Annotated in this window: 10 protein-coding genes; all 10 read left to right on the forward strand. The window is 46.4% G+C overall.

Translation table 11 applies throughout. The features are described 5' to 3' along the window. The first annotated feature begins 170 nt into the window (after positions 1-170). The 10 genes from DN748_RS12775 (at position 171) to DN748_RS12815 (ending at position 12196) form a co-directional block, all read left to right on the forward strand. Positions 171-860 carry an RNA polymerase sigma factor gene (locus DN748_RS12775; RefSeq protein WP_112372220.1) on the forward strand — a complete coding sequence of 230 codons (690 nt, stop codon included), beginning with the start codon at positions 171-173 and terminating at the stop codon, positions 858-860. A gap of 181 nt (positions 861-1041) precedes the next feature. Further along, positions 1042-2232 carry a FecR family protein gene (locus DN748_RS12780; RefSeq protein ID WP_112372221.1) on the forward strand — a complete coding sequence of 397 codons (1191 nt, stop codon included), beginning with the start codon at positions 1042-1044 and terminating at the stop codon, positions 2230-2232. 248 nt (positions 2233-2480) lie between these two features. Next, positions 2481-5744: a SusC/RagA family TonB-linked outer membrane protein gene (locus tag DN748_RS12785; RefSeq protein WP_161554558.1), complete on the forward strand. Its 3264-nt coding sequence runs from the start codon at positions 2481-2483 to the stop codon at positions 5742-5744. Between the two features lie 10 nt (positions 5745-5754). Next, positions 5755-7122: a RagB/SusD family nutrient uptake outer membrane protein gene (locus DN748_RS12790; RefSeq protein ID WP_161554559.1), complete on the forward strand. Its 1368-nt coding sequence runs from the start codon at positions 5755-5757 to the stop codon at positions 7120-7122. A gap of 30 nt (positions 7123-7152) precedes the next feature. Next, positions 7153-9087 (forward strand): TlpA family protein disulfide reductase, encoded by a 1935-nt coding sequence (locus tag DN748_RS12795; RefSeq protein ID WP_112372224.1) that lies wholly within the window; start codon positions 7153-7155, stop codon positions 9085-9087. 275 nt (positions 9088-9362) lie between these two features. Beyond that, positions 9363-9518, forward strand: a complete 156-nt coding sequence (locus DN748_RS19115) for a hypothetical protein (RefSeq protein WP_161554560.1) — start codon at positions 9363-9365, stop codon at positions 9516-9518. Positions 9519-9742: 224 nt separating this feature from the next. Then, positions 9743-10345, forward strand: coding sequence for a cytochrome-c peroxidase (locus DN748_RS12800; RefSeq protein ID WP_146746610.1), 603 nt, complete (start codon positions 9743-9745; stop codon positions 10343-10345). A gap of 107 nt (positions 10346-10452) precedes the next feature. Then, on the forward strand, positions 10453-10707 hold the full coding sequence (locus tag DN748_RS12805; protein WP_112372226.1) for a DUF6364 family protein: 255 nt from the start codon (positions 10453-10455) through the stop codon (positions 10705-10707). Continuing rightward, on the forward strand, positions 10697-11128 hold the full coding sequence (locus DN748_RS12810; protein WP_112372227.1) for a type II toxin-antitoxin system VapC family toxin: 432 nt from the start codon (positions 10697-10699) through the stop codon (positions 11126-11128). Before DN748_RS12805 ends, DN748_RS12810 begins: the two co-directional genes overlap by 11 nt. Before the next feature lie 21 nt (positions 11129-11149). Next, positions 11150-12196, forward strand: coding sequence for a substrate-binding domain-containing protein (locus DN748_RS12815; protein WP_112372228.1), 1047 nt, complete (start codon positions 11150-11152; stop codon positions 12194-12196). Positions 12197-12450: the final 254 nt, after the last annotated feature.

The following is a 12450-nucleotide window of genomic DNA, read 5'->3' on the forward strand; positions in this document are numbered from 1 at the left end:
AAACAGGGATAAATACTTTGTTTTTTATAAATATTTCCCCGGATTCATAAAATAGTTTAAAATATTTCTCCCGAATTAATAGATTTGTATCGCTTTTCACAAAGAACAGTGCCTTTGATCTTACTTTTTACAGATGGAGTGAGAGGTATACTAATCAATTAAAAAGGCGTATGATGCATAGTGGCCGGCTTCGGGACCATCACGGAGAGGAAAGGGATTTTCGGGAAAATGAGATCAATATCGGCAAGCTTTCCGATACGGAACTCTGGGAGGCATTCCGGAAGGGGAACCGTATGGCGTTTGAACTGATCTACCGGCGTAACGAAGAACGACTGTTTTATTACGGCATGAAAGTCGTTGCCGATGAAGACCTGGTCTGGGATACCGTTCAGGACCTGTTCCTGGACCTTTGGAAAAAGAAATCCGGTATCGGAGAGGTCCGGGTTATCAGGTCTTACCTGTATAAAGCCCTCCGGAACCGGTTGATACGGAATGTTGCCCGCCGCAGGAAGATACTTCACTTCGCAGGCGAAGAAGAAGCCGTCCCGGAACCCGGGCGTGTGCCTTTACGGGAACAGCCCGAAGAACAGGAAGATGACGGTGACCGGGAAAAAAGGATCAGGCAGGTCCTCTCCCTGCTGAGCCGTAAACAACAGGAACTCATCTACCTCCGTTTTTACGACGGCCTGTCTGCAGATGAGATCGCCGGAGTTACGGGGATGAAAAGGAGAACGGTGTATTACGGACTTTCCAGGGCGATGGAACTCTTAAAAGGGCTCGGTAAGGACGTCTTTCTTCTCGTGGTACTCCCGCTATCCCTGCAGTTGCGAAAATTAAACGGTATCAAATCTGCACGATAACTATTTTTATTCTCGTGGTTTTAAGACCTGTTTCGTCATATATCATGTCCTGTCCTCCTGCGTCAGCTATTACAGTATTTTTAAAGTTTTTTTAAAAAAAGTATCATGTTTATTGCACAAAGTGACCGGGTGAGGTATCCTGTAAATGGATGTTATGGTTTTCCGATAAAAAAATCCGGTCATGAAATACAAGAATTACAGCGGTGATGATTTTCTGAAAGACGATGATTTTCTGATGTGGATCTGCGCTCCCGATCCGGAGTCGGATGCCTTCTGGAAAGCCTTTCTCCTGCAACATCCCGAAAAATCGGGAACGATCGCTGCGGCCCGGAAAAAAGCGGAAGAATACGGCAGGCTGGCCATATATGACGAGCGGCAGAAATACAGCCGGGCGACCTCCGAGGCGGTTTATTCGGCCATTGTACAGGGTGTGGAACAGGCAGACCGTACCCGGAAAATATCCGGAAAAACCTTCCCGTTTTCACGGCTGTGGGCGGTGGCCGCCAGTATGGTCGTACTACTGTCTGCCGGATGGTATTTTTACCGTTATGTGCAGGATGCCGGAAGTCCGGAAGACCGTATAGAAGCCGGTAGCAGCAAGGCCGTACTGACCCTTTCCGATGGTTCGGAGGTACTCCTGCAGCAGGGAACGGACTACATTTCCGGGCGTGCCAGCAGTGACGGAACTTCGGTCATCTACAGGCATGCCGTAGCCCCGGAGAAAGAGATGGCCTATAACGAACTCACCATACCCCGCGGAGGGGAATTTTTCCTGTTGTTGTCCGACAGTACTAAAGTATGGCTCAATTCGGAAACCAGGATCAGGTATCCCGAAAGTTTTACAGACGGAAAACCCAGGGAGGTAGCGCTGCTTTACGGTGAAGCCTATTTTGAAGTCTCTCCTGCCGCAAAACACGGGGGCAACAGTTTTAAGGTACGGACGAAAAACCAGGAGATCGAGGTATTGGGTACGCAGTTTAATATCACCGCCTACCCGGAAGATCACGGAGTTACCAGTACCCTGATCGAAGGGGAAGTAGCTGTAACCGCCGGGAACGTCCGAAAGGAACTACAGCCCGGGCAACAGGCCGTGGCAGCAAAAAACAATACCATTACCGTAAAAGAAGTGGAGGTCTTTACGTATACCGCCTGGAAAGAGGGCTATTTCGGTTTCAGGAGCAAACCCCTGGCAGAAGTCATGAACACCCTTTCGCGGTGGTATGACGTAAATATCATTATCGAAAACCCCGAACTGGAAAAAATACGCTTTAACGGCATGCTCGACCGCAAACAATCCATTAAAGAAATCCTGTCCATGATCGATCACGATATCCGGTTTGATATCCGGGAACGCAATATTACCATATACTGAGATTCATCCGCAATTATGCCACAACATTACCAGAGATCCACGCGAAGTCCCTGAACAGAGCGGGTAGTAAAATAACAGCTTGTCAGACAAAAAAAGGGTAAAAAGTCTATCAACTCTCACATCGCCAGACTTCTACCCTTAACCATCATTAATTAATTACTAACCAATGAATTCACAAATGTATGAAAATTAAATACAGCAACCTCCGGTACCATAGGGTATACGGAAAAAAAATAGTACTCTTTGGCATGAGATTATTTATCATCCTTTTTTGTACGATAACCTTCGGGTTTACTTCTCCGGATATCCTTGCGCAGCATTCAATCACGGTAAAAGCAACTAAAACCATAGGACCAGACGAACTGTTTGAACTGATCATGCAACAGACAGACTATGTGTTTTTTTACCCGGAACACATACTCAAGGGGCTTACGCCTCTTACGCTGCACAAGGGAAAAATAAAAGTGTCGGAACTGTTAGACCGATATCTGTCATCCACAGACGTGGTTTATGAAGTCGATAAAAAGGTCATTAAGATCTTCCGGAAAACGAGTTCCCCGGATACACCAAAACAGCACCAGAGGCCCGATTCGTCCCAGCAACAATACCTGCGTATCGGAGGTGCCGTTACCGGTTCGGAGGGAGAGGTTCTGCCAGGGGTAAATATTGTCGTTAAAAATACGGGCAGGGGCACCATGTCGGATGAAGCAGGGGAATATAACCTGCGGGCAAACCCGAACGACACGCTTGTTTTTACATACATCGGGTTCAAAAAAACAAGTATACCGGTAAACGGCCGGGAACAGATCGATGTGGTCATGCAGGAAGATATCATGTCTCTGGAAGGCGTGGTAATCAATGCCGGGTACTATAAGGTAAAGGACAGGGAGCGTACGGGAAATATCACAAAGGTAACATCAAAAGATATAGAAAATCAACCGGTGACCAACCCGATCATGGCATTGCAGGGGAGGGTAGCGGGACTGGATATTACTCCTTCGAGCGGAATTGCCGGTGGTGCATTCCATATCGAAATAAGGGGCAGGAACAGCCTGTCAAACACCAATGGTTCCCGGCCGCTCATCATCGTAGATGGAGTGCCGGTAAACCTGGAACAGATCAATTCTTCCAATCCGCTCTTGAACGCCTCGGGAGGATATGACCCTCTGAGCACCCTTGATCCGGGCAATATTGAAAGTATGGAAGTGTTGAAGGATGCCGATGCCACGGCGATTTACGGGTCGAGGGGAGCCAATGGCGTGGTCCTGATCACCACCAAAAACAACAACAGGAAAACCGGTACCCATATCAATGTGCGTTTTTCTTCCGGTATTGCAGAAGTTCCCCATAGGCTCCAACTACTCAACAGTTCACAATACCTCGAAATGCGCCGAGAAGCATTTGAAAATGCCGGACAGGAACCTACTGCCGCCAATGCCCCCGATCTTATGGTATGGGACACTTCAAGGAATACCGATTGGCAAAAGGAACTTCTGGGAAACACCGCAAATATCACCGATTTTCAATCCCGTATAAGCACCGGAACGGGCAACACCACCTTTAGTTTCGGAGCGGCGTATCACAAGGAAAATTTCGTGTTCCCGGGAGACTTCTATTACGAAAGAATGAACCTTAATTTCAATGCCAACCACCTCTCGGAAAACGGGAAGTTCAAGGCCGTGGTTTCCGGAAATTACGGGATTACCAACAACAGGTTGTTCTCCGGGCAGGACATAACGGGTGTAGCCCTGAACCTTCCCCCGGTAGCACCGCCGATATATGATGAAAACGGACATCTCAACTGGGAGAACAATACCTTTAACAATCCCCTGGCAGTGTTGGAAAAAAAAGATAAGAACCGGATCAATAATTTGATCTTCAACACAAATATGTCTTATACCATATGGCCTACCCTATCTGCGTCGATAAGTATGGGCTATAACCGCCTGGACCGGAAAGGGCACACCATAGCTCCGATTAGTGCTCTCAATCCCAGTAATATAGGTCCTGAAACCACAGGCTCCGGAGAGTTTTATGTCAATGACCGGACCTCGTGGATCATGGAACCGCAATTAAACTATGCCGAATCGTTCGGAGACCATGCACTGGATATGCTCGTAGGGACTACATTTCAGAAAAACAGTTCTTCATACCAGCGTATCGAAGCCCTCGGATATTCTTCCGATTCTCAATTGGAAAGTCTCGTAGCTGCTTCAACCATCAATTATGTAACAGATGATGAAATCATTTACAAATACGCCGCCATATATGCCCATATAGGATATAATTATAAAAGCAGGTACTTTGTAAACCTTACCGGAAGAAGAGATGGTTCTTCCCGTTTCGGGCCCAATAACCGTTTCGGGAATTTTGGGGCTTTAGGTGCGGCGTGGATCTTCTCTGAAGAGCATTTTCTCAGGGACAATGCTGTGCTGAACTTCGGAAAACTGAGGATGAGCTACGGAACCACGGGAAGTGACAACATAGGAGATTACAGTTACCTGGACCTCTATACCAGCAAGTACTATTCATATTTAGGCGTTACCCCCGTATCTCCTCTGGCGCTTTACAATGCCGATTACCAGTGGGAAATTACCAGAAAATTGGAAGCAGCAGCAGAAGTGAGCTTTCTGAATGATCGTATTCATCTCGAAACAGCCTGGTACAGAAACCGCTCTTCCAACCAGCTGGTCGATTACCGTTTGGCAAACACTACAGGGTTTAGTTCGGTGATCACCAATCAGAATGCTGTTGTGCAGAATACGGGTTGGGAAATTTTATTGAACACCCGGAATATATCGGGCGATGACTTTTCCTGGATGACATCGTTCAATCTCACCATACCCAGGAATAAGCTGATAGCCTTTCCCGATTTCGAGAATTCGTCCTATGCGTCTGTTTATGAAATAGGGCAGCCCCTCAGCCTTGCCAAACTGTACAGGTTTAAAGGAGTAAACCCCGACACCGGGGTTTATGAAGTAGAAGATGCCAATGCCGATGGTGTTATAGATAATAATGACAGGGTGGTCTATCAGAATACAGGACGAAAGTTCTACGGAGGCTTACAGAACACCTTCAGGTATAAGGATTTTGAACTCAACGTTCTGCTTCAGTATTCCAGGCAGGTAAACCGGACTCCGGTCTCGCTCATTGGGATGTACGCCGAAAACTACCCCGTACGTATCCTGGACCGATGGCAGGCTCCCGGCGATGATGCTTCCTTCCAAAAATATTCCTCAGACTCCTCTATTGTCCTTCCCTGGTCTTATGCCTCACAAAGTACCTTCGGGTTTGTGGACAATTCGTTTGTACGATTAAAAACACTAAATCTCACCTATCATGTTCCCGGAAAGATCAAGAAATCCCTGAAGCTCAAAAGCGCCAAGGTCTATCTGCAGGGGCAGAACCTCCTGACATTTACAAAGTCCGGGGATTACCAGCTCGATCCTGAAACCAACAACGGGTTTCCTCCCCTGCGTATGATGCTCCTCGGGATAGATGTCAACTTCTAATACTAAAAAAATGAAATACACACTTCTGAACATATGCTGTACGATCTCCGCGATATTCCTCTGTATATCCTGTGAAGATTTTCTGGATGCCGAACTGAACAAGTCGCTGAGTACCAAAGAAACCATTTTTGCAAGCGATGAAGGGGCTACTTCAGCCATGTTTTCGGTCTATTACGACATGATGTCTTACAGTAAACTGAGTGGTTATCCCGAAGGGCTTTTCGATATGGCCGGAGTTGGTGCCGATAACCTGCATTACTATCCCGAAAGCGGGAGCCTCTACGAATTTGAAACACACAATATCGATCCCGAAAACACCCATGTCAGTGCATTGTGGAACCTGATGTACAATTTGATCTATCAGGTCAACGCCATTATTGAAGGAGTAAATGCTTCCGGAAGTATTTCCGCCGATACTAAAGACCAGTTATTGGGAGAAGCAAAATTTATGCGGGCCTATTTCTATTTTTACCTCACGGAGCTCTTTGGAGATGTCCCCCTGATTACGTCAACAGATTACAATGAAAATACCTCTACACCGAGAACACCCAGGGAAGAGATAGACCAGCGTATTCTGGAAGACCTTTCGGAGGCTTTGGGGCACCTGGGCGACGACTATATCACTTCAGGGCGTATTCGCCCTAACAAGGCCTGTGCCCAGGCTATGCTCGCCAGGGTATATCTCTTCAGGAAAGATTGGGAAAATGCGGAACAGAAAGCCACGGAGGTCATTGAAAACCCCGCATATCACATATCTCCGGTAGACGAAGCTTTTTTAAAAGACAGTGAGGAAACCATATGGCAATTAAAACCTGTAATTCCTACTTACGGTACCCCGGAAGGGTACAATTATATTCTGACCGCCACGCCCCGGAACACCGTGCTTACCGAAGCATTGATCCGGTCTTTTGAAGAAAATGATCTTCGTCTGCACCACTGGATAGGGACATTTACAGGAGACACAGGGACCTTTTATTATCCTTATAAGTATAAGGTCAGGACAAAGGGAGATACTGAAGAATGGATCGAGTATTCGAAGGTATTCCGCCTGTCCGAACAATATCTCATCCGCGCGGAAGCCAGGGTACAACTGGGGAAACTCGATGAAGCGAGGGCCGATCTCAATGTGGTGCGTAACCGGGCGGAGATAGGAAAGACCGGTGAGCAGGAGCCACTTGACCTCCTTGCATCCATAGCCGTGGAACGCCGCCATGAACTGTTTGCCGAATGGGGGCACCGGTGGCTGGACATTAAACGTGAATTGTCGCCTTCCGGAGTATTGACCGATCCCGATAAAAAACTATGGCCCATACCACAGGACGAATTTTACCGGAACCCTGGACTGGGAGATCAGAACCCGGGTTACCCGCTTTATTAATACTATCGTATAACATTATAATTTGACAAGATGAATATCATATACCGAATAAATATCTTAATAACCATACTCTGCCTGGCAGCTTGTACGGACGGAAAAGAACGGAAAACCGGAGAAGGAAAGCATATCGGTAATCTTTATGTGTCAGGGGCCCAACCTGCTGCCGGAGACGAAATCCGGCTGCGCTATCAGGACAATCCCCGGGATACCTCCCGGACAGAAACAACAGTAAATTATATCGTAGGCAAAAAAATATACGCCAGCGATATCGACATGACAACAGATTCTCTGGGAGTCATGAAAGGCCAAATCCGTATTCCCGATACGGCGCAGGCCATCAGCTTTAATTTCAGGAAGCACGGAATTTACGATAACAACCGGAAAAGGGGATACATACTTCCGGTGTATGACAAAAACGGAACATACGTGCCCGGTGCAGCAGCAGCCATCGCCAGCTATGTTACCCTTTACGGGGAAAGATATGGTATAAGAATGGAAGCCGATTCTGTTATTGCATTGCTGGAAGCCGATCTGCGAAACTATCCCCGTCTTAAAAGCACCTACATGGTTACGTATGCAAGGCTGTTGGCAGAAAAAGACAGGAAGGCCGGAACAGATTACGCCATGAAGCAGGTGCAAGCGTATCAGAATAAGGAAAGTCTGGATTATCAGGATTACGACAACCTGTACCGCCTGTATGCGTTGCTGAATATAGGCAAGGAACAACTGGATTCCCTTCGTACGCTGATAATGGATAAGTTTCCTTCTTCTCAACTCTCCCTCTTTAAATACAAGTCACGGTTTTTTAAAGCATCTTCAATAGCCGGAAAACTGGCCATCCTGAACGAACTGGATAGCATGCATGTCCGGGATGAAGATACCAGAGATTACATGGTGATGCAAATTGCCGAATCTTATGCCCGGGAAGGAAACTGGACAAAATTTATGGAATACGGCAGTATGGTGCGCAACAAACTTTCACAGGCCCAGTTATACAATTCCAATGCATGGACCCTGGCAAATACCGGAAAAGATCTCGAACGATCTGCCGGCTTGTCCCGCAAATCCATTGCGATCATAAAGGAAGACGAAATGACATTGGCATCCAGACCCGGTTATCTTTCCCGGAAACAATATGCACATGAGCTGGAGGTCAACCGGGCCAATTTTATGGATACTTATGCCTATATCTTGTACCGGAAGGGAGATATCCGACGGGCCCTGGATGTTCAGGAGCAGGTCGTTGCCATGTATACCGGCCAGGAGCAGAATGCCCATCATATCCAATACCTTATGGAAACCGGTGATTTTGTGCGGGCAAGAGAATTTTCTGAGAAATACATCGAAGAACAGCAGGCAGGAGATCAGATCAGAACATACCTGGAAGAAGCCTACCGGAAAACCGAAAATACCGACAAAGGGTATGAAAGGTATCTGGCAGGTATCGAAGCTCGGGCCAGAAAGCACGGTATGAAGGAATTCCGTTATCATATGACAGAAGAGAACGCGCCGGACTTTAGTCTCATGGACATGGAAGGGAACACCGTAAGCCTGAAATCCATGAAAGGAAAGATTGTTATTCTCGATTTCTGGGCCACCTGGTGCGGGCCGTGTAAGGAATCCTTTCCCGGAATGGAAAAGGCCGTAGCACATTACCGGGACAACTCCGATGTAGTATTCCTTTTTGTAAATACTTTTGAAGCCGAAAAAAACAGAAAAGAAAGGGCAGAGGCATTTATAGCGCAACACCGGTATCCCTTCCGGGTCTTGTATGACACAGGAAAGAAGAATGGTGCCACGGCCACGAGTTACGGTGTAACGGGTATACCGACTAAAATAGTCATAGGCCCCCGGGGAAAGATTAGGTTCCGAATGGTGGGATATGACGGAGACATAGCCCGGATGATGGAGGAGATCGGTTACGCCGTCGATATCCTGGAGAAGCAAAAAAGCAAGGCATCCTGATCTGAGGTTCCTTTTCTGGCGAGACTTAAAGGGGGCAGGCGGCTATGCCTGTAGTCCTCCCGGACGTAGCTGGTAATATACTATGCTTAAATGGTGACACTGAGTGCCATCGTGGATCATGATGATACTACACGTTGAAACGCATACTAACCCGACGAGGTCGCTTTCTGGGTTTATCACGACGTATTTGAATTGTGAGGTGGAATACGATCAATCCTTGACTACTTTAGTATGATAAAAATAAGTTTTGTTCACCTATTTAAAATCAGAAAATTATGAATGTAGAGCATTTAAGTGTAGAAGAATTAAGTGTGAAGGAATCAACGAAGATCAATGGAGGCGGACTGAATTATACCAAAAAGGAACTGGATATGATCTTTCAAGTGGTTATTACTGACGAGTTGACTAATTGGTTTGCGTACGCTCCTTGAAAGAGATTAGTACACTCCTTTTTAACGATAGACTAACGTTTTGGTACAATGATTCAGGTGCGGGTATTGCCCGCACCTTTTTTTTGAAATAGTTTTTGTTACTGATATGCTTTAAACTCCCGGACAACATTCCGGATTTATGTAAAAAATTCCTTTTTATAAACATCCAATACTTCTGATTGAATACCTGAACCCGGGCCGGTTTAGGCTGCCAATTCCATGATATGAGCTATAAAAATAAATTTATAGCCCATATAATACTATTGTTGGAGCCTGTCGGAAATGAGTATTTGCCAAAGAAATTTAGTCGTGTTATAAGTAAAAGCTTTCGCGATTCGACCGTGTTTATCCAGGGCGATACCTCCCGTCTTTCAGACCGGGAAGTGCTGGGGCTGCACCTGTTCCGTACTAAGGCAAGGTGTATCAATTGTCATAATTCGCCCCTGTTTTCCGATAACAAATTCCACAATACCGGGCTTACCTATTACGGCCGTAAGTACGAAGACCTGGGCCGGTATGGGCATACGGGCAAAAAGGAGGATGTCGGTAAGTTCCGTACGGTTACTCTGCGGGAAGTTGCCCGTACCGCTCCCTATATGCACAACGGGATCTTCCCGCACCTCAGAGGGGTTATCAACCTGTACGACGCCGGAATGCCGCGTCCTGTACGCAAACCGCATCAGCAACGCGATTCCCTTTTCCCCGAAACCTCACCCCTGCTGAAAAAACTGCACCTTACCGATGACGAAAAACTCTCATTGCGGGCCTTTCTCCTTACGCTTACGTCCCGGGCCAGGAGGGAAGCTCCCCCGGGACTGCCGAAATGACCTGGATATGAAGTGAATAATCCGGGAGTTTACCCTTATGTTTATTTCCGAAAAACACGTGTTCGTAATTATGAAATAAACACGTATATTTGTTGTAAAAAGAAGTCATGAATACTAAGTTGACCCTGACCATGGAAAAAGAGGTGATCAGAATTGCCAAGGAATATGCCAGAGATAAAGGACAGAGTCTTTCTGAAATGGTTGAAAATTACTTTAAACTGATTACCGTAAACAGAAGGAAAATTAAGCCTAAGCAGCTTTCGCCCAAGGTTCAAAAACTTCGGGGGATCATCAAAACCGGTGAAAATGTTGACTACAAAAAAATCTTAACCGAAGAATTGTCAAAAAAATATGGTGTTTAAACTGTTTATAGACTCCGATGTTGTTATAGACTTTTTTACGGACAGGAAACCTCATGTCAACCCGGCAAGTGAGCTTTTTGAACTCAATGAAAAAGGAAGTGTTATTCTGTATTTATCTGCTATCAGCATTAATAATATCTATTATATCGCAAGGAGGTTTTTAGGGCATAAAAAAACGCTGGAAGTAGTGGAAACACTGACAGAAATAACGGAGATCGTAGGAATCACAAAAAAAGAGATTTTGCAGGCCCTGAAAAATGACTTTTCCGATTACGAAGATTCCATACAGTATTCGTCGGCTTCAACCATTAAGGGACTGGATGCAATAATAACCAGGAACATCAGGGATTACAGGAAATCGGATATCGCGGTAATGACTCCCCTCAGTTTTTTAAAGATGAAGGATAAGATCGATGGTTAAACCGAGAGTAAAAACAACACCATGGAAGAACCGGTAGGTATAAAACAGATCGCTCAGATGGCCAATGTATCTATTGGCACGGTAGACCGGGTGCTGCACCGCCGGGAAGGGGTGTCCAGGCATACCCGTGAGCGGGTGGAAGCGGTGATCAGAAAAACCGGGTACAAGAAAAACACGGCGGCCAGCCGGTTGCGGCTGGGGGCGCATAAAAAGATCAGGATAGCAGTGCTGATCCCGGAGGTGACCAATAACTGGGGATACTGGGAACTGCCCAAATGCGGCGTGGAAAAAGCGGTGGAGGACTTGCACGACCTGGGAGTAAGGGTCTCCTATTATTACTTTTCAGATCCTGTTTCTTTTACGAAAAAAAGCGAGCAGATCCTCGGCAAGGAGTTCGACGGTATTGTTACGGCCCCCTTTTTTGCCGAAGAAAGCAAGGCACTGCTCGAAAATTGCAGCGACAGGAATACCCCGGTGGTCCTGCTCGATACCCGGGTGGCCCTCGAAGGGGCAAATTTTATATGCCAGGATGCCCACAGGGCCGGTATGGTAGCGGGAAGACTGTTGTACGGACTTGCCGGGGAAAACGGGCTCTATATCGTGGTAAACCTGGTCAATGCCGGGGGATTGCATGAAAATAACCGGCAGCGAGAACAGGGGTTCAGGGCATTTTTCGATACTGACCTTCCCGGGAAGAATGTTGAAATCCACACGGTAGACTACCCCCTGGACAGGCCTTTTGACATATCCCCGGAAATCGGGAAATGGTTGAAGGATAAAAGGGCAAAAGGAGTGTTTGTCACTAATTCAAGGGCCTATGTTATTCCCGGAATACTCCGCAAGTACCATGTGGATAATGTGCATATCGTGGGCTTTGACCTGAACCGGGAGAACCTGGAATGCCTCAGGAACCGCGATATTTTCTTTCTCATTAACCAGAAACCCGAAGAACAGGGATATCTCGCGGTTCGCGGACTTTTCCGGTATCTCACCGAAAAGGATGCTTCCGGGCTACAGGCCGATATTCCCGTGGAAATAGTAGTACGGGAAAACCTTTTTACCGTATAGGAACGCACCGGGAACCAACCTTGTTTGTTCCGGAATCCGTGACCCTTCAAATCCGTTAATAGCACAGTCTGCCCGGTATATCCGGCAACATGGCATCGCCCCTGCTTTGTCATTCATCTTTTCCGGCTTGTTATTGATCTAAAAATTTTTGAAATATTAAAATGATTGCTAAAATTTAGCTCATAGGTTTTAGCACTGCCTCAATAACTTTTATCTACTCTCACCGTTTTTTAAGGATTTTATAATTGTGTATC

Origin of the sequence: Sinomicrobium soli (genome assembly GCF_003285545.1) — a bacterium.
Lineage (GTDB): Bacteria > Bacteroidota > Bacteroidia > Flavobacteriales > Flavobacteriaceae > Sinomicrobium.

Bases quoted from the DNA above. Each gene is read 5' to 3' on its own strand.
- DN748_RS12795 (WP_112372224.1), top strand. From the start codon at position 7,153: ATGAATATCATATACCGAATAAATATCTTAATAACCATACTCTGCCTG.
- DN748_RS19115 (WP_161554560.1), top strand. From the start codon at position 9,363: ATGAATGTAGAGCATTTAAGTGTAGAAGAATTAAGTGTGAAGGAATCA.
- DN748_RS12790 (WP_161554559.1), top strand. From the start codon at position 5,755: ATGAAATACACACTTCTGAACATATGCTGTACGATCTCCGCGATATTC.
- DN748_RS12785 (WP_161554558.1), top strand. From the start codon at position 2,481: ATGAGATTATTTATCATCCTTTTTTGTACGATAACCTTCGGGTTTACT.
- DN748_RS12805 (WP_112372226.1), top strand. From the start codon at position 10,453: ATGAATACTAAGTTGACCCTGACCATGGAAAAAGAGGTGATCAGAATT.
- DN748_RS12775 (WP_112372220.1), top strand. From the start codon at position 171: ATGATGCATAGTGGCCGGCTTCGGGACCATCACGGAGAGGAAAGGGAT.
- DN748_RS12810 (WP_112372227.1), top strand. From the start codon at position 10,697: ATGGTGTTTAAACTGTTTATAGACTCCGATGTTGTTATAGACTTTTTT.
- DN748_RS12815 (WP_112372228.1), top strand. From the start codon at position 11,150: ATGGAAGAACCGGTAGGTATAAAACAGATCGCTCAGATGGCCAATGTA.
- DN748_RS12800 (WP_146746610.1), top strand. From the start codon at position 9,743: ATGAGCTATAAAAATAAATTTATAGCCCATATAATACTATTGTTGGAG.
- DN748_RS12780 (WP_112372221.1), top strand. From the start codon at position 1,042: ATGAAATACAAGAATTACAGCGGTGATGATTTTCTGAAAGACGATGAT.